At 70.9% G+C, this 19286-nt stretch carries 17 protein-coding genes; 6 read left to right on the top strand and 11 right to left on the bottom strand.

Translation table 11 applies throughout. The features are described 5' to 3' along the window. Positions 1-674 precede the first annotated feature (674 nt). On the top strand, positions 675-1739 hold the full coding sequence (gene trpS, locus ABZT02_RS36910) for a tryptophan--tRNA ligase (protein WP_356025660.1): 1065 nt from the start codon (positions 675-677) through the stop codon (positions 1737-1739). A 60-nt stretch (positions 1740-1799) separates the two neighbouring features. Here trpS and proC read toward each other — a convergent pair whose 3' ends face one another. The 3 genes from proC to ABZT02_RS36925 form a co-directional block, all read right to left on the bottom strand. Further along, positions 1800-2612 carry a pyrroline-5-carboxylate reductase gene (gene proC, locus ABZT02_RS36915; protein WP_356025662.1) on the bottom strand — a complete coding sequence of 271 codons (813 nt, stop codon included), beginning with the start codon at positions 2610-2612 and terminating at the stop codon, positions 1800-1802. 95 nt (positions 2613-2707) lie between these two features. Further along, positions 2708-3499, bottom strand: a complete 792-nt coding sequence (locus tag ABZT02_RS36920) for an ABC transporter permease (protein ID WP_356025664.1) — start codon at positions 3497-3499, stop codon at positions 2708-2710. Then, positions 3496-4311 (bottom strand): ABC transporter ATP-binding protein, encoded by an 816-nt coding sequence (locus ABZT02_RS36925; protein WP_356025667.1) that lies wholly within the window; start codon positions 4309-4311, stop codon positions 3496-3498. The genes ABZT02_RS36920 and ABZT02_RS36925 overlap by 4 nt, the downstream gene beginning before the upstream one ends. A gap of 292 nt (positions 4312-4603) precedes the next feature. Here ABZT02_RS36925 and ABZT02_RS36930 point away from each other — a divergent pair, with 292 nt between their 5' ends. Beyond that, complete coding sequence (locus ABZT02_RS36930; protein ID WP_356025669.1) at positions 4604-4747, top strand: hypothetical protein; 144 nt, start codon at positions 4604-4606, stop codon at positions 4745-4747. Here ABZT02_RS36930 and ABZT02_RS36935 read toward each other — a convergent pair. The 3 genes from ABZT02_RS36935 to ABZT02_RS36945 form a co-directional block, all read right to left on the bottom strand. Then, complete coding sequence (locus ABZT02_RS36935; RefSeq protein ID WP_356025671.1) at positions 4737-5516, bottom strand: methyltransferase domain-containing protein; 780 nt, start codon at positions 5514-5516, stop codon at positions 4737-4739. The two genes, ABZT02_RS36930 and ABZT02_RS36935, sit on opposite strands and share 11 nt — an antisense overlap. Positions 5517-5625: 109 nt before the next feature. Next, the gene (locus tag ABZT02_RS36940) at positions 5626-6135 is read right to left on the bottom strand and encodes an EamA/RhaT family transporter (RefSeq protein WP_356025674.1); all 510 of its coding nucleotides are present in this window, start codon (positions 6133-6135) and stop codon (positions 5626-5628) included. Positions 6136-6200: 65 nt separating this feature from the next. Continuing rightward, entirely contained in the window at positions 6201-6518 is a 318-nt protein-coding gene (locus ABZT02_RS36945) for an SH3 domain-containing protein (protein WP_356025676.1), read from the bottom strand. A 182-nt stretch (positions 6519-6700) separates the two neighbouring features. Between ABZT02_RS36945 and ABZT02_RS36950 the strand changes: the two genes are divergently transcribed. After that, positions 6701-8791, top strand: a complete 2091-nt coding sequence (locus tag ABZT02_RS36950; protein WP_356025679.1) for a serine/threonine-protein kinase — start codon at positions 6701-6703, stop codon at positions 8789-8791. Positions 8792-8884: 93 nt separating this feature from the next. Here ABZT02_RS36950 and ilvD read toward each other — a convergent pair whose 3' ends face one another. The 4 genes from ilvD to ABZT02_RS36970 all read right to left on the bottom strand — a co-directional run bounded on the left by ilvD (position 8885) and on the right by ABZT02_RS36970 (position 13639). Beyond that, complete coding sequence (gene ilvD, locus ABZT02_RS36955) at positions 8885-10738, bottom strand: dihydroxy-acid dehydratase (RefSeq protein WP_356025681.1); 1854 nt, start codon at positions 10736-10738, stop codon at positions 8885-8887. 136 nt (positions 10739-10874) lie between these two features. After that, positions 10875-11510 (bottom strand): TetR family transcriptional regulator, encoded by a 636-nt coding sequence (locus ABZT02_RS36960; RefSeq protein ID WP_356025684.1) that lies wholly within the window; start codon positions 11508-11510, stop codon positions 10875-10877. A 247-nt stretch (positions 11511-11757) separates the two neighbouring features. Then, a complete protein-coding gene (locus ABZT02_RS36965; RefSeq protein ID WP_356025687.1) occupies positions 11758-12582 on the bottom strand; it encodes a sugar phosphate isomerase/epimerase in 825 nt (274 codons plus the stop codon). 115 nt (positions 12583-12697) lie between these two features. Beyond that, complete coding sequence (locus ABZT02_RS36970; protein WP_356025689.1) at positions 12698-13639, bottom strand: Ppx/GppA phosphatase family protein; 942 nt, start codon at positions 13637-13639, stop codon at positions 12698-12700. Positions 13640-13710: 71 nt separating this feature from the next. Between ABZT02_RS36970 and ABZT02_RS36975 the strand changes: the two genes are divergently transcribed. Beyond that, positions 13711-14568, top strand: coding sequence for a hypothetical protein (locus tag ABZT02_RS36975; RefSeq protein WP_356025692.1), 858 nt, complete (start codon positions 13711-13713; stop codon positions 14566-14568). A 149-nt stretch (positions 14569-14717) separates the two neighbouring features. On the opposite strand, the gene ABZT02_RS36980 is transcribed toward ABZT02_RS36975, so the two are convergent. Then, positions 14718-16394 (bottom strand): hypothetical protein, encoded by a 1677-nt coding sequence (locus ABZT02_RS36980; protein ID WP_356025695.1) that lies wholly within the window; start codon positions 16392-16394, stop codon positions 14718-14720. Positions 16395-16624: 230 nt separating this feature from the next. On the opposite strand from ABZT02_RS36980, the gene radA reads away from it, so the two are divergent. Together radA and disA are read left to right on the top strand one after the other, a co-directional pair. After that, positions 16625-18034 (top strand): DNA repair protein RadA, encoded by a 1410-nt coding sequence (gene radA / locus ABZT02_RS36985; protein ID WP_356025697.1) that lies wholly within the window; start codon positions 16625-16627, stop codon positions 18032-18034. Between the two features lie 80 nt (positions 18035-18114). Continuing rightward, on the top strand, positions 18115-19239 hold the full coding sequence (disA, locus tag ABZT02_RS36990; protein WP_356025700.1) for a DNA integrity scanning diadenylate cyclase DisA: 1125 nt from the start codon (positions 18115-18117) through the stop codon (positions 19237-19239). Positions 19240-19286: the final 47 nt, after the last annotated feature.

Genomic DNA, 19286 nt, shown 5'->3' on the forward strand with positions numbered 1-19286 from the left:
TGAGTTCTCAAGGAACGGACGCTTCCTTTGTACTCACCCTCTCGGGCTTTCCTCCGGGCTTTTCCCTTCGGTCTTGCGTTTCCGACTCTATCAGACCGTTTCCGGTTCCGATTTCCTCGGTGCTTTCCAGGTTTCCGCTTCCGCGTTTCCCTTTCCGGCGGTTCCGACTCTACCAGATCCTTTCGGGCCCGATTCCCAGTCAGGGGGCTTGTCTTCCCGGCCGTTGGGCCGTTCCGACGAGTGAGACTTTAGCGGATTCCCGGCTCCCGAGCTAATCGGGGGGCCGCCGTCCTTTCGAACGTGGATTCCTCATTTCGCGAATACGCGCACCAATGCAGCGACGGCAGACAGAGCGACTGTCGTCGTTTGTTGGCTGGTACCTGCGGAATGGCTGTCCGGGGACCGACCGGGGTCGGCGCTCACGTCGGACAACTCGGAGAACACTACGTACCGGGCTGGGGAGTGTCAACCCAGGCCCGGACGGCCCCTTGCGGGCGTACGCTGGCCTGCATGACAACGCGTACGTGCACCCAGCAGTGGTGGGCCGCCTGAAGGCGGCCGTAAGCACGTATGCACTCAACGGCCGCCGCCTCGGCGGCCGTTCGTGTATCTCCCTCCAGGACTCCTGAGGGTCGGCCGGCCGGGGACGGCGGTCTCGACCAGGAGGTGGAGAGATGACGCGGGTCTTCAGCGGGGTCAAGCCGACAGGGCATCTGACGCTGGGGAACTATCTGGGAGCCATGCGGCAGTGGGCCGCGGTCGACCAGCATCGGGCGGAGTCGCTCTTCTGCATCGTCGACCTGCACGCCCTGACCGTCGACCATGATCCGGCGCGAGTGCGACGGCTGAGCCGGCAGGCGGCGACGCTGTTGCTCGCGTCCGGGCTGGATCCCGAGTTGTGCACGGTGTTCGTACAAAGTCATGTCGACGAGCACGCGCGACTGTCGTACGTGCTGGAGTGCGTGGCCACGGACGGCGAGATGCGGCGCATGATCCAGTACAGGGAGAAGGCCGCTCGGGAGCGGACGCGCGGCGGGAGTGTGCGGCTGTCGCTGCTCACCTATCCCGTGCTGATGGCGGCGGACATCCTGGCGTACGGGGCCGACGAGGTGCCGGTCGGGGACGACCAGGCTCAGCATGTGGAGCTGACGCGGGATCTGGCGGTGCGGTTCAACCAGCGGTACGGCTACACGTTCGTGGTGCCCCGGGCCACCGTGCCGACGGTGGGCGCTCGGGTCATGAACCTCCAGGAGCCCACGTCGAAGATGGGGAAGTCGGACGACTCCGGGCCGGGGATCGTCTATCTGCTCGACGAACCGGACGTCGTGCGGAGGAAGGTGATGCGGGCCGTGACCGACAGCGGCCAGGAGGTCGTGTACGACCGGGAGGCCCGGCCGGGGCTCGCGAATCTGCTGGAGATCCTCGCGTCCTGCACGGGTGGGAACCCATCGGAGCTGAGCGGTGTATATGAGTCGTACGGCGCCTTGAAGAAGGACACCGCCGAGGCCGTGGTCGAGGTCTTGAGGCCCGTGCAGGAGAGGCACAAGGAGTTGTGCGCGGATCCTGGCTATGTGGAGGGGGTGCTGCGGGATGGCGCGGAGAGGGCACGGGCGATGGCGCGGCCGACCGTGGATGCCGCTTATCGCGCGATCGGGCTGCTTCCGGCCGCTCCCGATACAGGGGCTGCCGCGAATACCGGCACGCTCGACAGTGGTGTCGTGTTGAACGCTGCGCGGTAGGCGCGGGGGCATGACAGCGCGGGGGCGGCTTCGCTCGCGTGGTGGCCGCCCCCGGTGGGCTCAGTCCTTCTTGCCCGAGGCCAGTGCGCGGCTGCGGTCGCGGGCGGCTTCGAGGGCGGCGATGAGGGCGGCTCGCACGCCGTGGTTCTCGAGTTCGCGGATGGCGTTGATGGTGGTACCGGCGGGGGACGTGACGTTCTCGCGGAGCTTCACCGGGTGTTCGCCGCTGTCGCGGAGCATGGTGGCGGCGCCGATCGCGGACTGGACGATCAGGTCGTGGGCCTTGTCGCGGGGCAGGCCGAGCAGGATGCCTGCGTCCGTCATGGCTTCGACCAGGTAGAAGAAGTAGGCCGGTCCGGAGCCGGAGAGGGCGGTGCAGGCGTCCTGCTGCGACTCGGGGACGCGGAGCGTCTTGCCGACGGCGCCGAAGATCTCCTCGGTGTGGGCGAGGTGGTCGGCGGTGGCGTGGGTGCCGGCGGAGATGACGGACATGGCCTCGTCGACGAGGGCGGGCGTGTTGGTCATGACCCGGACGACCGGGGTGCCGGTGGCGAGGCGCTCCTCGAAGAAGGAGGTGGGGATGCCGGCGGCGCCGCTGATGACCAGGCGGTCGGCCGGGACGTGCGGGGCGAGTTCGTCGAGGAGGGTGCCCATGTCCTGCGGTTTGACCGTGAGGATCAGGGTGTCGGCGGTCTTGGCGGCCTCCGGGTTGGTGACCGGGCTGACTCCGTAGCGACTGCGGAGTTCCTCGGCTCGCTCGGAGCGGCGGGCGGTGACCAGGAGGTCGGCCGGGGCCCAGCCGGCGCGGATCATTCCGCTGAGCAGGGCTTCGCCGATCTTGCCGGTGCCGAGGACTGCGACTTTCTGACTCATGCGGTTCAGTCTGGCACCGGGTCGGGGCGTACTGGGTGGGTGTCCGGTGGGCGGGACATGGGGCTGGTGGCGGTCCTTGCGGTCCTTCGGCGGTCCTACGCGGTCCTGCGCCTCAGTGTCGCCGCGCCCAGTCCCAGGACCAGCAGTGCGCAGCCCGCCACGATCAGCGCGTCGCGGACGAAGGTCGCCGTCATGTCGGTGTGCCTGAGGACCTCGTTCATGCCGTCGACGGCGTAGGACATGGGGAGGACGTCGGAGATGGTCTCCAGGACGGGGTGCATGTTGTCGCGGGGGGTGAAGAGGCCGCAGAGGAGGAGTTGGGGGAAGATCACGGCCGGCATGAACTGGACGGCCTGGAATTCGGAGGCCGCAAAGGCCGAGACGAAGAGACCGAGGGCGGTGCCGAGCAGGGCGTCGAGCAGGGCGACCAGCAGGAGAAGCCAGGGGCTGCCAATGACGTCGAGGCCGAGGAACCAGACGGCGAGGCCGGTGGCGAGGGCGGACTGGATGATCGCGAGGATGCCGAAGGCGAGGGCGTAGCCGGCGATGAGGTCGCCTTTGCCGAGCGGCATGGCGAGGAGGCGTTCGAGGGTGCCGGAGGTGCGTTCGCGCAGGGTGGCGATGGAGGTGACCAGGAACATCGTGATCAGCGGGAAGATCCCGAGGAGGGAGGCGCCGATGCTGTCGAAGGTGCGCGGGCTGCCGTCGAAGACGTAGCGCAGGAGGAGCAGCATCACGCAGGGGATGAGGATCATCATCGCGATGGTGCGCGGGTCGTGGCGGAGCTGGCGCAGTACGCGGGCCGCGGTGGCGGTGGTGCGGGAGAGGCTGAGGGCGCCGGTGGGGGTCGGTGTGAGACCCGGCGCGGGAGTGGTGGTCGTGGTCATCGCGTGGGCTCCTTGGTGCGGCTTGCCTCGACGGCCCGGTCGACCAGGTGGAGGAAGGCCTCCTCGACCGTGTCGGAGTGGGTGCGGGTGCGGAGGGCCTCGGGGGTGTCGTCGGCGAGGATCTCGCCCTCGCGCATGAGGAGGAGGCGGTGGCAGCGCTCGGCCTCGTCCATGACGTGGGAGGAGATGAGGAGGGTGGCGCCGCGGCGGGCGGCGATGTCGTGGAAGAGGTTCCAGAGGTCGCGGCGCAGGACGGGGTCGAGGCCGACGGTGGGTTCGTCGAGGACGAGGAGTTCGGGGGTGCCGAGGAGGGCGACGGCGAGGGAGACGCGGCTGCGCTGGCCGCCGGAGAGGTTGCCCGCGAGGGAGTCGGCGTGGGTGGCGAGGTCGACGTCGTTGATGGCTCGGGTGACATCGGAGTGGCGGCGGTCGGCGGCGGCGCGGCCGGGGGCGAGGATCGCGGCGAAGTAGTCGAGGTTCTGGCGGACGGTCAGGTCGTCGTAGACGGAGGGCGCCTGGGTGACGTAGCCGATGCGGGTGCGCAGGCTGGGGTGACCCGCGGGTCGACCGAGGACGTCGAGGGTGCCGGAGACCTTGGCCTGGGTGCCGACGATCGAGCGCATCAGGGTGGACTTGCCGCAGCCCGAGGGGCCGAGGAGGCCGGTGATCTGACCTCGGGGGACATCGAAGGCGAGGCCGCGCAGGACGGTACGGGGGCCTCGGACGACGGTGAGACCGTCGGCGTGGACGGCGGAGGTGGCCGGTCCTGGATCCGTGTTGTCGTCAGGTGGTCCGGGCTCTTTATTCATCATGCGATGAATAATGCTCCTGGCGATTAAGGCCGTCAAGCAGGTCGCGCTTTGCGGACCGGTGGACGCCGTACGACGACTGCGCAGGTGGACGGACCATGGCGGGGGCTGAAGTAGGGCGCGGGGAACGCGGTGTTGGGCCGCCGGGAGCGCTGCCGATGACGCGTGAACCTTCAGGCGGGGGCGCGGTCCAAGGCTTCGCGGGTGCCGCACCGGTTGCGACTTCCGGTCCTCGCGGGGGTACTGGCCCGCACTGCTGAGGGAGGGAACCTCTTCGAGGAGATCGAGGGCCGGGGTGGGGGAGGCGGGGATCGTCGTACAGGTGTTGGGGCATGCCCCGGTCCTGCGGCTGTTGGAGGAGCTGGAGGCGCTGCCGCAGGACCGGGAGATACGGCTTGAGCTGGGCGGGCTCAGGTCACTGCGCGGGGTCAGGCGTTGACGGCGACCAGGAGCTCGACGTCGTAGGTCTCCTCGACTGTTCCGTCGGGGAAGAGTTCCAGCAGGATCCGCCGCTCCTCGGTGAGGAAGGCGCCGGCGTGTTCCTCACCGGCGACCAGGAACAGTGAGTGGCTGCCGATGTTGGCGAGGTGGGTGTCGACGGGCACGTGGCGGCTCCAGCGGACCACGCGGTGGGTGAAGTCCAGGCGGCCGCTGGGGTCGGCCAGGGCGGACCGGGCTCCGTTGCCGTTCACCTCGACGGCCGGGTGGGCGCCGTAGTCCTTGAAGTGCTCGGCGACCCGGTCGACCTGACCGGCGATCCAGGGGACGTCGAGGGCGTAGGTGTTCCACCACAGGGCCAGCGCACCGCCCGGCCGCAGCACGCGGCAGGCTTCCGGGACCGCGCGGGCCGGGTCGGTCCAGTGCCAGGACTGGGCGTAGGTGAGGAGATCGGCGGAGTCCGTGAGGAGGGGGAGGTCGTTGCCGTCGCCCCTGATGATCGGGATGCCGGGGTGGGTGCGACGGAACTGCTCGGCCATGCCGTTCCCGGGTTCGACCGCGACGACCTCGGCGCCTCGGGCGTGCAGCAGCGCGGTCGCTATCCCGGTACCGGCCCCGACGTCGGCGACCCGGGCGCCGGTGAGGGTATGCCCGGTGAGCTCCTCGATCGCGTCGAAGAGGGCGGGCGGGTAGGAGGGGCGGTTGGCGGCGTACTGGGCTGCGGCGGCGTTGAAGGAGTGGGCTCGGCTGGTGTGAAAGGAGGCCGTCATAGGGACATGGTGACGGGGAGGGGCGGGGGAGGCGGTGAGTTTTCGGTGAGAAGCGGAGGGGGCTCAAGGGCTTGAGGGTGGTGAGCCTCGCCGGGGAATTCCGGCTGCCTCAGCGGTGGCGCTTCTTCTTGGAGGGGTTGCCGGTACGCCGAGCGCCTCGCTTCTCGTGCAGCTTCAGCGCCGTCTCGTACTCCTCGCGGTGCAGCTTCTCGCCCGGCGCCTCCATGAGGGTGCGGAAGAAATAGGCGAGCAGGGAGCCGACGAACCCGATGGCCAGCAGGCCGCGGAGGGAGGCCTGGCGGTCGGGGTCGGGGCGGTTGCCGAAGCCGTCCCAGGTGTTGCGGAAGGCCAGCGCGCTGCAGATCGCGAACATCGCGATGACGAGGACGGTCACGAGGCTGCCGGTGGCGGCGATCTGGAGGCCCTCGTAGGCGAAGCGGAGGATCAGGCAGGAGGCGACGGTGGCGGCGAGGGAGCCCGTGGCCGCGCCGGTGCGGCGGAGGGCGTAGCCGTTGTCGTGGCTCACCCAGGTCGTGCCGAAGAAGCGGATCGGTTCTGGGCGGGGGCCGCCCTCTGGGGAGCCCGCGGGGATGTCCTGGGTGCCGGATTCGTCGCTCACGGGACGATTATGGCTCCGGGACCGGGGCGGGCTCCCTTCGGGGATCAGCCGCGGCGTGACGCCATTCAGGAGCAGCGGTCGGCGACGTAGCCGTCGCTGCCGGTGAGTACGTAGGCGTCGGCGACGTACTGGCCGTTGCTGATGTTGTCCCAGATGTTGCTGGTGCCGTAGGGGCCGGTCACCGAGGTGCCCGGAGTCTGGCAGTAGATCGGCACCTTGGCGCCCTCCGTCAGGACCCGGATGATGGTGTAGCTGGTGCCGGGGCCGCTGCGGACGTTGAGTCGGACGCCAGGCGCGACCGAGTAGTAGCGAACCGATGCCGCCGCCGTCAGGGCCGCGGTCCCCTCGACGGCCCCTGCCTCTTCCACACGGTCAACAGACATGCGAAACCTCCCCCGTTGGTCCCCATGACTGCCATGGGGTCCCGTTGATTCCCCTGAATCACGCCATGAAACACATGTACGCAACTCGCACGCGGACACTAGCAAGCCGCCTCTGTCCCGTACGAGTCATCGAATAGGCTCCGTGTGTCGCGCGCGCGGATGATCAGCACGGGGGTGGTTCCATGGCGCCACAGGGCAACACCGGAGCGGGCGCGGAAGCGGAACTTCCCGAGTACGCCGGTCACTACCGGCTGGAGTCATGTCTCGGGTCCGGTGGGATGGGCGTCGTCCATGTCGCGCGCAGCACCTCGGGGATGAAGCTCGCGGTGAAGGTCGTACACACCGAGTTCGCCAAGGACCCCGAGTTCAGGGGGCGTTTCCGGCAGGAGGTGGCTGCGGCGCGGAAGGTGAGCGGGGCGTTCACCGCGTCCGTCGTCGACGCCGATCCCGATGCCGAACGGCCCTGGATGGCCACGCTGTTCATTCCCGGCCCGACGCTCTCCGACCAGGTGAAGCGGAACGGGCCCATGGCGCCCGCCGAGTTGCGCCGGCTGATGGCCGGGCTCGCCGAGGCGCTGCGCGACATCCATCGGGTCGGGGTGGTCCACCGGGACCTCAAGCCGAGCAATGTGCTGCTCGCCGAGGACGGGCCCAAGGTCATCGACTTCGGCATTTCTCGGCCAAAGGACAGCGAACTTCGCACCGAGACCGGGAAGTTGATCGGGACGCCGCCGTTCATGGCGCCGGAGCAGTTCCGGCGGCCGAGGGAGGTGGGGCCCGCGGCGGACATCTTCGCGCTCGGCTCGGTGATGGTGCACGCGGCCACCGGGCGCGGGCCGTTCGACTCCGACAGTCCGTATGTCGTCGCCTACCAGGTGGTGCACGACGAGCCGGATCTGACCGGCGTACCGGCGAATCTCGCGCCGCTGATCGTGCGGTGTCTCGCCAAGGAGCCCGAGGACCGGCCCACTCCGGACGAGTTGATGCGGGAGCTGCGCTCCGTCGCGGCCTCGTACGACACCCAGGCGTTCATACCGGCTCAGCGGACCGTAGAGCCGCCGAGGCCCGAACCGGCGAAACCGGAACCGCGGCGCAGAAGACCTCCCGGCAAGAAGGCACTCCTGGCAGTGGTCGCGTTGGTTCTGGTCGCGGCCGGGGTTCTCACGTCCGTCCGGTTGCTGGGCGCCGGCGACCCCGTGCCGGAGACAGGTGGCACCCCCACGGCGACCGGCTCCGGGTTCGCGGCCTGGGAGGCGAAGCCGGTGTCCGGCAGCACCGGTGCGGCGCAGTGCTCGTACGGGACACAGCAGTTGCTCTGCGCCCGGGCCGGTGCCGTCTTCGCCCTGGACCCCTCCGACGGCACGGTGCTGTGGCGGCGCTCTGTCGCCTCGTCCAAGGCCGGCAGGCCGCCGGTACTCGGCGGCGGCCTCGTGCAGACGCTGACGGACGAGGACCGGCACCTGGAAGCACTCGACCCCGAGTCTGGCACGACGCGCTGGGAGCGGACGATGCCCACGAACGGCACGTTCGCCGTCGTCGGGGGGATGCTCCTGCTCCCCCATGCCGACGGGACGGTCACCGGGGTGGACGCCGCGACCGGCGACACCAAGTGGAGCGGCCGGCTGCACGGGCAGACCCTGCCGTACCTGGTCTCGTTCGCCGGCTCTCCCCTGGCTTACGCCGCGACGAACTCCACCGACGCCTCCAGCACCCAGGTCACGGCTCTGGACCCGACCACCGGAGTCGTGCGCTGGGAGGCGCGGCTGAGCGGAAACCTGACCCCCGTCGGCGTGCAGACGGGCTCCGTCTTCTTCCTCTCCGCCAACAATGAGTACGGCGACACGGACGCCGTCGTCCGCTACAGCCCGGAGTCCGGGTCCTCGCGCCGGGTGGCACTCCCCGTCGCGCGGCCCGACGCCCACGCCACCGTGCGCGGCGACCTCGTCTACGTCCTGGCGGCGACCGGTTCTCTCGACGCCATGGACACGCGGGCAGGCAAGCGGGTCTGGCATCTGGAGACGTCCGTGAGCCGTGGTTCCGAGCCCGTGGCCGACGACGGTCAGGTGTACTTCACAGCCGCCGACGGCCGGCTGCTCGCCGTCGACGCCGACAAGGGCCGGCTCGTCGGACAGACCCGGGCGCGTCCGGGCTCGAACTCCGGCACCGTCGCCGGCGCGTTGCCCAAGCCCGTCCTCGCCGACCAGCACGTCTACGCCACCGCCCCCGACGGCACCGTATTCGCCGTCGACGCCCGTGACCCCTCGGCCTGGTAGCGCGCAGAACGAAGGGGGCCGCCCCCGAAGGGACGGCCCCAGGCTCTCGCGGAGCGACGTCAGCCCAGCGGCGACGTCACTCCAGCGGCGACGTCAGCCCAGCAGCGACACGTCCCGCACCGCACCCTTGTCCGCGCTGGTGGCCATCGCGGCGTAGGCCCGCAGTGCGGCCGAGACCTTGCGCTCGCGGTTCTTCGGGGCGTACACGCCGCCCAGAGCCGCCTCGCGGCGCGCGAGCTCGGCGTCGTCGACCAGGAGCTCGATCGACCGGCCCGGGATGTCGATACGGATGCGGTCACCGTCCTCGACGAGGGCGATGGTGCCGCCGGCCGCCGCCTCCGGGGAGGCGTGGCCGATGGACAGGCCGGAGGTGCCGCCGGAGAAGCGGCCGTCGGTGACCAGGGCGCACGCCTTGCCGAGGCCGCGGCCCTTCAGGTACGAGGTCGGGTAGAGCATCTCCTGCATGCCGGGGCCGCCCTTGGGGCCCTCGTAGCGGATGACGACGACGTCGCCCTCCTTGACCTGCTGGGTGAGGATCTTCTGGACGGCCTCCTCCTGCGACTCGCAGACGACCGCCGGGCCCTCGAACGTCCAGATCGACTCGTCGACGCCGGCCGTCTTCACGACACAGCCGTCCACCGCGAGGTTGCCCTTGAGGACCGCCAGGCCGCCGTCCTTGGAGTACGCGTGCTCGGCGCTGCGGATGCAGCCCTCGGCGGCGTCCTCGTCCAGGGACTCCCAGCGCTCCGACTGGGAGAAGGCCTCGGCGGAGCGGACGCAGCCGGGGGCCGCGTGCCACAGTTCCAGGGCCTTGGGGGACGGCGAGCCGCCGCGGACGTCCCACGTCTTGAGCCAGTCCGCGAGGGACGGGCTGTGGACGGAGTGGACGTCCTCGTTGAGCAGGCCCGCGCGGTGCAGTTCGCCGAGGAGGGCGGGGATGCCGCCGGCGCGGTGCACGTCCTCCATGTAGTACGTGCGGTTCTTGGCGACGTTCGGGGCGACCTTCGCGAGGCACGGCACGCGGCGGGAGACCTCGTTGATCTCCTCCAGGCCGAAGGGGACCTCCGCCTCCTGGGCCGCGGCCAGCAGGTGCAGGATCGTGTTGGTGGAGCCGCCCATGGCGATGTCGAGGGCCATGGCGTTCTCGAACGCCGCGAAGGTGGCCACGTTGCGCGGCAGGACCGTCTCGTCGTCCTGCTCGTAGTAGCGGCGGGTGATGTCCATGACGGTGTCGGCGGCGTCGATGTACAGCTGCTTGCGGGCCGTGTGCGTGGCCAGGACCGAGCCGTTGCCGGGGAGGGAGAGGCCGATGGCCTCGGTCAGGCAGTTCATCGAGTTGGCGGTGAACATGCCGGAACAGCTGCCGCAGGTCGGGCAGGCGTTCTCCTCGATACGGAGCATGTCCGCGTCCGAGATCTTCTCGTTCACGGCCTCGGACATCGCGTCGACCAGGTCGAGGGTGCGGACCGTGCCGTCCACGAGGGTCGCGCGGCCGGACTCCATCGGGCCGCCGGAGACGAAGACCGTGGGGATGTTGAGCCGCAGCGCGGCGTTCAGCATGCCCGGGGTGATCTTGTCGCAGTTGGAGATGCAGATCAGGGCGTCGGCGCAGTGGGCCTCGACCATGTACTCCACCGAGTCCGCGATCAGGTCGCGGGAGGGGAGGGAGTACAGCATGCCGCCGTGGCCCATCGCGATGCCGTCGTCGACGGCGATCGTGTTGAACTCGCGCGGGATGCCGCCCGCCGCCACGATCGCCTCGGAGACGATCCGGCCGACGGGCTGGAGGTGGGTGTGGCCCGGCACGAACTCCGTGAAGGAGTTGGCGACCGCGATGATCGGCTTGCGGCCGATGTCCGCACCGGGTACACCGGAGGCGCGCATAAGGGCGCGTGCGCCCGCCATGTTGCGGCCGTGGGTGACTGTGCGGGACCTCAGCTCGGGCATCGTCGCTCGCTCCTTCAGAGATGGTCGTCAGAGACTTCAGAGACGGTCGTAAGAGACTTCTGACTGCTAACGAGCGTACGCCGGTCATCCAGGGGTCGGGACAAGGTGTCCGGAATGCGGGACGCCCGTCTCGGAGTCAGGGCCCGGTCAGATGGCTCTGCACCACCGGCGCCACCCGCGCGATGATCTGCTCGATGTCCGTCGACGCCAGTGGCTCCACCTTGATCACGTAGCGCAGCATGGCCGTCCCCACGAGCTGCGCGGCCGCCAGTTCGACCCGCAGCTCGGCGTCCGGCAGGTCCAGCTGGTCGGCGATGCGGCGCAGCAGCTGGGAGGCGACGAGTCGGCGGAAGACGGTGGCCGCGGTCTCGTTGTTCACGGCGGAGCGGACGATCGCCAGGATCGGCATACGTGTCGCCGGGTTCTCCCAGATGCCGAAGATGAAGCGGGTGAGGCGCTCTCCGACGTCCTCGAGAGGGCCCTCGGCGAGCGCGTCGGGCGCGGTGAGCGCGGGCGCGGCGGCGACCTCCACGGCCGCCTCGAAGACCTGTTCCTTGGTGCCGAAGTAGTGGTGGACCAGGGCCGAGTCGACCCCGGCGGCCTTGGCGATCCCGCGCACGGACGTCTTCTCGTAGCCCCGCTCGGCGAACTCCTCACGCGCCGCGACGAGGATCCGGTCACGGGTGCCGGCCGCGTCCGATTCCGTACGCCGGGGCCGGCCGCGCTTCCGGGCGGTGCCGCCGGTCGCCGGGGCGCTTTCGAGGTGGCTCACGGCCGGGACGCCTTCACGACTACGCGGTTCCTTGTCGCCGGGGACGCCTGGGCGCCTGCGCGGCCCCTCACCGCCGGGGGCACCTGCGCGCCTGCCCGGCCCCTCACCGCCGCAGACACCCGCACGGCTGCTCGCTCGCTCATCGTCGAAGGCACCTGCGCGCCTGCCCGGCCCCTCACCGCCGCAGACACCCGCACGCCTCCCCGACCCCCCACCGCCGAAGACACCCGCACACCTGCTCGCTCGCTCATCGTCGCGGCACCCTGACCGGCGAGGCCAGATGGAGGCGGGTGAAGGCCAGGGCCTCGGCGAGGTCGGCCTCTCGTTCGGCGCCGGACATCGCGCGGCGGGTGTTGACCTCGATGACCACATGGCCGTCGAAGCCGGTCAGCGCGAGGCGCTCCAGGAGCTCGGCGCAGGGCTGGCCGCCGCGGCCGGGCACGAGGTGCTCGTCCTTCGCGGAACCCTTGCCGTCGGCGAGATGGACGTGGCCGAGACGGTCTCCCATCCGGTCGACCATCTCCATCGCGTCGGTCCGGGAGGTCGCCGCGTGACTGAGGTCGATCGTGAAGTGCCGGTAGTCGTCCTTGGTGACGTCCCAGTCGGGGGCGTAGGCGAGCATCTCGCGGTCGCGGTAGCGCCAGGGGTACATGTTCTCGACGGCGAACCGTACGTCCGTCTCGTTCGCCATCCGCCAGATCCCGCTGACGAAGTCGCGGGCGTACTGGCGCTGCCAGCGGAACGGCGGGTGGACGACGACCGTGCTCGCGCCCAGCTTCTCGGCGGCCGTCCGGGCGCGCTGGAGCTTGACCCAGGGGTCCGTGGACCACACCCGCTGCGTGATGAGCAGGCAGGGGGCGTGCACGGCGAGTATGGGGATCCCGTGGTAGTCGGAGAGGCGACGCAGGGCCTCGATGTCCTGGCTGACCGGGTCGGTCCACACCATGACCTCGACGCCGTCGTATCCGAGACGTGCGGCGATCTCGAAGGCCGTCGCCGTCGACTCCGGGTAGACGGAGGCCGTCGACAGGGCGACCTTCGCATCCGGGATCCGTACGACTGGTTCTGCCACGATCGTCAGCCTACGGCGTCCGCCGGGGTGGGACGGAACGCCTATGAGCCGTTGTGGCGCTTGCCACTGGGCGGGTTCGCGTGCGTCCTGGCTTGTCGCCCGGTTCCTCGCGCCCCTAAAGGCCCTGAGCCGAACCCATGTGGTCAAGTCTGCGCAGGATCACGCCTTCCCTCAGCGCCCATGGGCATATGTCGACCGTCTCCACGCCGAACAGATCCAAAGCGCCCTCGGCCACCAGGGCGCCTGCCAGGAGCTGGTTGGCGCGGCCCTCCGAGACGCCGGGAAGTTCCGCCCGCTGGTCCGTCGTCATGCCGGCCAGCCTCGGAACCCAGGCCTCCAAGGACTCGCGCTTCAGTTCGCGCTGGACGTAGAGGCCCTCGGCGGAGCGGGCCGCACCGGCCAGACGGGCCAACTGCTTGAAGGTCTTGGAGGTGGCGACCACGTGGTCGGGGGCGCCGAAGCGGGCGAACTCGCCGACCGTGCGGGCGATCTGGGCGCGCACGTGCCGTCGTAGGGCCCGTATGGCGTCCGGGTCCGGGGGGTCGCCGGGGAGCCAGCCCGCCGTGAGACGGCCCGCGCCGAGCGGCAGGGAGACCGCGGCGTCCGGCTCCTCGTCGATGCCGTAGGCGATCTCCAGGGAGCCGCCGCCGATGTCGAGGACCAGGAGCTTGCCCGCCGACCAGCCGAACCAGCGGCGGGCGGCGAGGAAGGTGAGACGGGCCTCCTCGGCGCCGGTGAGAACCTGGAGCTCGACGCCGGTCTCGGCCTGCACGCGCGCGAGGACGTCGTCGGCGTTGCTGGCCTCGCGGACGGCGGAGGTGGCGAACGGGAGCAGGTCCTCGACGCCCTTGTCCTCGGCGGCCTGGAGCGCGCCCTTGACGACCGAGACCAGTTTCTCGACGCCTTCGGGATCGATCGCCCCGGCCTGGTCGAGGAGTTGGGCAAGGCGCAGTTCCGCCTTGTGCGAGTGCGCGGGCAGGGGGCGCGCGCCGGGGTGTGCGTCCACCACCAGCAGGTGCACCGTGTTCGATCCCACGTCGAGGACACCGAGTCTCATGGAGGGCACGCTACTGCCAGCTGGGCGTTCGACTGTCTCCGGAGGGGCCTCGGGCGACTTACCCTGGACGCGTGCCAAAGACGAAAAAGGTGAAGGACGACAAAACGGCCGTATCTGCCGACGGTCCTTCGCGGGTGAAGCCACCGAAGCCGTCACGGAAAGCCGTGAAGGCTCTGAAGGCCGACGAGAAGGGGCTCGACTTCGCGCGCGCGTGGGTGGAGTTCCCGGATCCGGCGGACGACGAGCAGGTCTTCCGCTGCGATCTGACCTGGCTGACCTCTCGGTGGAACTGCATCTTCGGCAGCGGCTGCCAGGGCATCCAGGCGGGCCGGGCGGACGACGGGTGCTGCACGCTGGGTGCCCACTTCTCCGACGAGGACGACGAGAAGCGGGTCGCCGAGCACGTGGCGCGACTCACTCCGGACATCTGGCAGAACCACGACGAGGGCACCCGGGGCGGCTGGGTCTCGGAGGACGAGGACGGCGACCGGCAGACCCGGCCCTTCCAGGGCTCGTGCATCTTCCAGAACCGGCCCGGCTTCGCGGGCGGCCAGGGCTGCTCGCTGCACATCCTGGCGCTGCGGGAGGGCCGCGAGCCGCTGGAGACCAAACCGGACGTGTGCTGGCAGCTGCCGGTGCGGCGGACGTACGACTGGATCGACCGGCCCGACGACACCCGCGTGCTCCAGGTGTCGATCGGCGAGTACGACCGGCGCGGCTGGGGTCCGGGCGGCCACGACCTGCACTGGTGGTGCACGTCGGCGACCTCGGCACACGGCGCGGGCGACCCGGTCTACGTCTCCTACCGCCCCGAGCTGATCGAACTGATGGGCAAGGCCGGCTACGACCGCCTGGTCGAACTCTGTGAGCAACGCCTGGCCAGCCAACTGCCCCTGCTGGCACCGCATCCGGCGGACCCGATCGCCTGAGCGGCGGGAATCGGTCGAATCGGCGGGAATCGGCCGGTGCGGGGGCACTGGGCGCCCATGCTGTGGCGGCGCCTCCGACGGTCATGCTGTGGCGGCGCCTCCGACGGCATCCACCGATGGCGCCAGCCCCGGCTTCGCCGCCGCATCCGCTACGACGCGGACGGGCTCGGGCCGCCGCTGTCCGTCGGTGAGGGTGTCGGGCTCGCCATGTCCATCGGGGTGGGGTCCGGCGGGGTCGGGGAGGGGGACGAGCTCGGCGGGTCGCTGGGGGTGGGATCCGAGGGGGCCGAGGCCGTGGGGCTGGGGCTGGGCGGGAGTGGCGTCGGTGCGCCGGGGGTGGACGGCGCGGGCGCCGTGCCGTAGCCCTGGATGGTGACGACGGCGCCGGCCGGTGAGATCGCCACGCGCGCGCTCCAGGGGCCGGACGGCTCACGCAGATGGTCGACGTACACCTTGATCGTCAACGACTCGCCGGGCTTCAGGGTTCCCGTGGACTGGCTGAGGTAGAGCCAGGAGGCTCCCGTGGTGGCCGACCAGCGGACCGAGGCGTCGCCGGTGGCGGTGAGCGTGATCAGCGTGGTGTCGCCGTTGCTCCGGGCGCCGACCTCCAGGTGTCCGGCGCCCTTCTTCCCGGCGCCGGCGACGCTGACGACCTCCACGGAGACGTCGGGCCGGCCGTCCTTGGCGAAACGGTAGCCGGGTCTCGTGCTCGCGTTGCCGGCGTTCTGGTAGCCGCCGCTCGCCGCCACGCCGTCCAGACTGTCGGGACCGTGTGCCTCGCTGGCACTGGCGGAGTGGCCGCCGGCCCCCTCGCCGGGACCACCCCGATAGGCGGCCCACAGGGCGAGCACGGGAGCGGCGACGACGGTGGCGACGACGGTCGTGGTGACGGCACGCGCGCGGAGGCGGTCACGGCGGGCGGCCCGGTCCTTGGGGTCCATCGGGAAGCCGCGCCGGTCGAAGCGGGGCACGGCGGCGCCACGCGCGCGGGGAGGGTGCGCCAGCACCCTGTGCAGGACCGCGCGCGGTGCTTCGAGCACCGGCAGCTCGGCGGGCGTGGTCATGGTGCCGGGCCAGCGGCCGGGGATCGCGCGCTCGGCACTGCGGCGGCAGCGCGGGCAGTCGTCGACGTGGCGCACGAGTTCTCGGCGCAGGGTGGAGCTGAGCACGAACTGGTTGTCGCCGGTGAGCCGCGCCACGCTCGGACAGTCACCGGTCTCGACGACGGCGAGGGCCGCGCGCGTGCGCTCGACCTCACAGGCGGCGGCGGCGAGCAGTTCGCGGGCGCCGGCGAGGTCCATGCCGAGGACGGCGGCGACCTCGTGGGCGGCGAGGTGGTGGCGCACCGCGAGTTCGAGCGCCTCGCGCTGCTCGGGGGTCGTACCGGCCGCCTCCGGCCAGGCCAGCAGGGAGAGTTGGCGGCGCCGTGCCTCCAGGACGGCCTCGGCGAGCGGGGGTTCGGCGGGCTCCTGGGAAGTTCCGTGACGGCCCGCCGCGTGCGAGGCCTGACGTTTCTGCTTGGCCTCGGTCAGCTTGCGCAGACAGGCCCAGCGGGCCAGCGCGTACAGCCAGGCCCTGCGGTCGCCGGCCGTGTCCGGGCCGCCGCGCCGCTCGGCGAGCGCGAGGACGTCACCGAGGGCCGCGGTCGCCGCGTCGTGGTCGCACAGCACGGACATGCAGTAGGTGAACAGGCCGTCCAGGTACGGCTCGTAGCGCGCGGGCGACCGCTGCGCCAGCGTGCGCGCCGCACCGCGGTCGCGCTCCTGCCGTTGCGCACGGTGCGCACCGGTGGTGCGGGTCGAGGTCTCCGGACTGCTGCTCATCATCCGTGGACCGTAGGGGGCGAAACATGACCCCTTCCTGCGGCTTGAGCACTTTTACTCCGTACGGGTGAAACGATCCCTCAATAGGGGACGGGAACCCTTGATCCGATGGCTCGTTCCCGTCGGACGTGGCCGATTCACGTGCCGGAGCGCGGGAGTGTTCCGGATGCCGGAGCGCCTGCCGTCCGGCGGGCGGCGGCCGCGTTGTCAGTGGCGGCGGTTACGGTTCGTGCATGGCTGCCCGTACGAAGTCCGCCAAGGAGCGTCCGTCCTACCGCTGCACGGAGTGCGGCTGGCAGACGGCCAAGTGGCTCGGTCGCTGCCCCGAGTGCCAGGCCTGGGGGACGATCGAGGAGTACGGCGCGCCCGCGGTGCGTACGACGGCACCCGGCCGCGTCACCACCTCCGCCGTGCCCATCGGCCAGGTCGACAGCCGCCAGGCCACCGCCCGCTCGACCGGCGTGCCCGAGCTGGACCGGGTGCTCGGCGGCGGTCTCGTGCCCGGCGCGGTGGTGCTCCTCGCGGGCGAGCCCGGCGTCGGCAAGTCCACGCTGCTGCTGGACGTGGCGGCCAAGTCGGCGAGCGACGAGCACCGCACGCTCTATGTGACCGGCGAGGAGTCCGCGAGCCAGGTCCGGCTGCGCGCCGACCGCATCGGCGCGATCGACGACCACCTGTATCTCGCCGCCGAGACCGACCTGTCCTCGGTCCTCGGACATCTGGACGCGGTGAAGCCGTCCCTGCTGATCCTCGACTCGGTGCAGACGGTCGCCTCCCCGGAGATCGACGGCGCCCCCGGCGGCATGGCCCAGGTGCGCGAGGTGGCCGGGGCGCTGATCCGGGTCTCCAAGGAGCGCGGGATGTCCACGCTCCTGGTGGGCCATGTCACCAAGGACGGCGCGATCGCCGGTCCGCGCCTGCTGGAGCACCTCGTGGACGTGGTCCTGAGCTTCGAGGGCGACCGGCACGCGCGCCTCAGGCTCGTACGGGGCGTCAAGAACCGCTACGGCGCCACCGACGAGGTCGGCTGCTTCGAACTGCACGACGAGGGCATCACGGGCCTGACGGACCCAAGCGGACTTTTCCTGACACGTCGTGACGAACCGGTCCCCGGCACCTGTCTCACCGTCACCCTGGAGGGCCGCCGTCCCCTGGTGGCCGAGGTCCAGGCGCTCACCGTCGACTCGCAGATCCCCTCGCCCCGGCGCACCACCTCGGGGCTGGAGACCTCCCGCGTCTCGATGATGCTCGCCGTCCTGGAGCAGCGCGGCCGGATCAGCGCGCTCGGCAAGCGGGACATCTACTCCGCGACGGTCGGCGGGGTAAAGCTTTCGGAACCCGCCGCGGACCTGGCCATCGCCCTCGCCCTGGCGTCGGCGGCGAGCGACACCCCGCTGCCCAAGAACCTCGTCGCGATCGGCGAAGTGGGCCTCGCGGGCGAGGTCAGACGGGTCACGGGCGTCCAGCGCAGGCTCTCCGAGGCACACCGTCTGGGCTTCACGCACGCACTCGTACCGAGCGATCCCGGCAAGATCCCGGCCGGTATGAAGGTCCGGGAAGTGGCGGACATAGGGGACGCCCTGAGGGTCCTTCCACGCTCGCGTCGGCGAGAGGCCCCACAGGACGCGGAGGACCGCCGGTAGACTTTGCCCTGGTCTCGCCCGTCCGTACGAACCGAATGTGCGACACGGGAGCGTCCAAGACCCGCGACCGGAGGAGAGCAGTGGCAGCCAACGACCGGGCAGCAGCTCCCGGAAAGTCCGGTGGGAGCAGCGGTTCCGATGGCCTGATGCGCGCCTCCCTGAGCGCCGTGGCCCCCGGCACCCCGCTGCGCGACGGCCTCGAGCGGGTGCTGCGCGGCAACACCGGCGGACTCATCGTGCTGGGCTTCGACAAGACGGTGGAGACGATGTGCACGGGCGGTTTCGTCCTGGACGTCGAGTTCGCGGCCACGCGTCTGCGTGAGCTGTGCAAGCTGGACGGCGGCATCGTGCTCTCGTCCGACCTGTCGAAGATCCTGCGGGCGGGCGTGCAGTTCGTGCCCGACGCGACGATCCCGACGGAGGAGACGGGCACCCGGCACCGCACCGCGGACCGGGTGAGCAAGCAGGTCGGCTTCCCGGTCGTCTCGGTCTCCCAGTCGATGCGCCTCATCGCCGTGTACGTCGACGGCCAGCGCCGCGTCCTGGAGGACTCGGCGGCGATCCTGTCCCGTGCGAACCAGGCCCTCGCGACCCTGGAGCGCTACAAGCTGCGCCTGGACGAGGTCGCGGGCACGCTCTCCGCACTGGAGATCGAGGACCTGGTGACGGTCCGGGACGTGTCGGCCGTGGCCCAGCGCCTGGAGATGGTCCGCCGTATCGCCACCGAGATCGCCGAGTACGTGGTCGAACTGGGCACGGACGGCCGCCTCCTGGCCCTCCAGTTGGACGAGTTGATCGCCGGCGTGGAGCCGGAGCGCGAACTGGTGGTCCGGGACTACGTCCCCGAACCCACCGCGAAGCGCTCCCGCACGGTCGACGAGGCGCTGTACGAACTGGACGCCCTGACCCACGCCGAGCTCCTCGAACTCCCCACCGTGGCCCGCGCCCTGGGCTACACCGGCTCGCCCGAGGCGATCGACTCGGGCGTGTCCCCCCGGGGCTTCCGCCTCCTGGCCAAGGTCCCCCGCCTGCCCGGCGCGATCATCGACCGCCTGGTGGAACACTTCGGCAGCCTCCAGAAGCTTCTGGCAGCCAGCGTCGACGACCTCCAGACGGTGGACGGAGTGGGCGAGGCCAGGGCAAGGAGCGTCAGGGAAGGCCTGTCCAGGCTCGCGGAGAGCTCGATTCTGGAGCGGTACGTCTAAGCGCTTTCGACTTCAGGGGGGCGCGGGGAACTGCGTGACCAGCCCCA

Origin of the sequence: Streptomyces sp. NPDC005402 (assembly GCF_040606575.1) — a bacterium.
GTDB lineage: Bacteria > Actinomycetota > Actinomycetes > Streptomycetales > Streptomycetaceae > Streptomyces.

Coding starts and splice junctions, on each gene's coding strand:
- ilvD (WP_356025681.1), bottom strand. CDS start 10,738: ATGCCCGAGCTGAGGTCCCGCACAGTCACCCACGGCCGCAACATGGCG.
- ABZT02_RS36950 (WP_356025679.1), top strand. CDS start 6,701: ATGGCGCCACAGGGCAACACCGGAGCGGGCGCGGAAGCGGAACTTCCC.
- ABZT02_RS36945 (WP_356025676.1), bottom strand. CDS start 6,518: ATGTCTGTTGACCGTGTGGAAGAGGCAGGGGCCGTCGAGGGGACCGCG.
- radA (WP_356025697.1), top strand. CDS start 16,625: ATGGCTGCCCGTACGAAGTCCGCCAAGGAGCGTCCGTCCTACCGCTGC.
- ABZT02_RS36980 (WP_356025695.1), bottom strand. CDS start 16,394: ATGATGAGCAGCAGTCCGGAGACCTCGACCCGCACCACCGGTGCGCAC.
- ABZT02_RS36925 (WP_356025667.1), bottom strand. CDS start 4,311: ATGATGAATAAAGAGCCCGGACCACCTGACGACAACACGGATCCAGGA.
- ABZT02_RS36920 (WP_356025664.1), bottom strand. CDS start 3,499: ATGACCACGACCACCACTCCCGCGCCGGGTCTCACACCGACCCCCACC.
- proC (WP_356025662.1), bottom strand. CDS start 2,612: ATGAGTCAGAAAGTCGCAGTCCTCGGCACCGGCAAGATCGGCGAAGCC.
- ABZT02_RS36935 (WP_356025671.1), bottom strand. CDS start 5,516: ATGACGGCCTCCTTTCACACCAGCCGAGCCCACTCCTTCAACGCCGCC.
- trpS (WP_356025660.1), top strand. CDS start 675: ATGACGCGGGTCTTCAGCGGGGTCAAGCCGACAGGGCATCTGACGCTG.
- ABZT02_RS36970 (WP_356025689.1), bottom strand. CDS start 13,639: ATGAGACTCGGTGTCCTCGACGTGGGATCGAACACGGTGCACCTGCTG.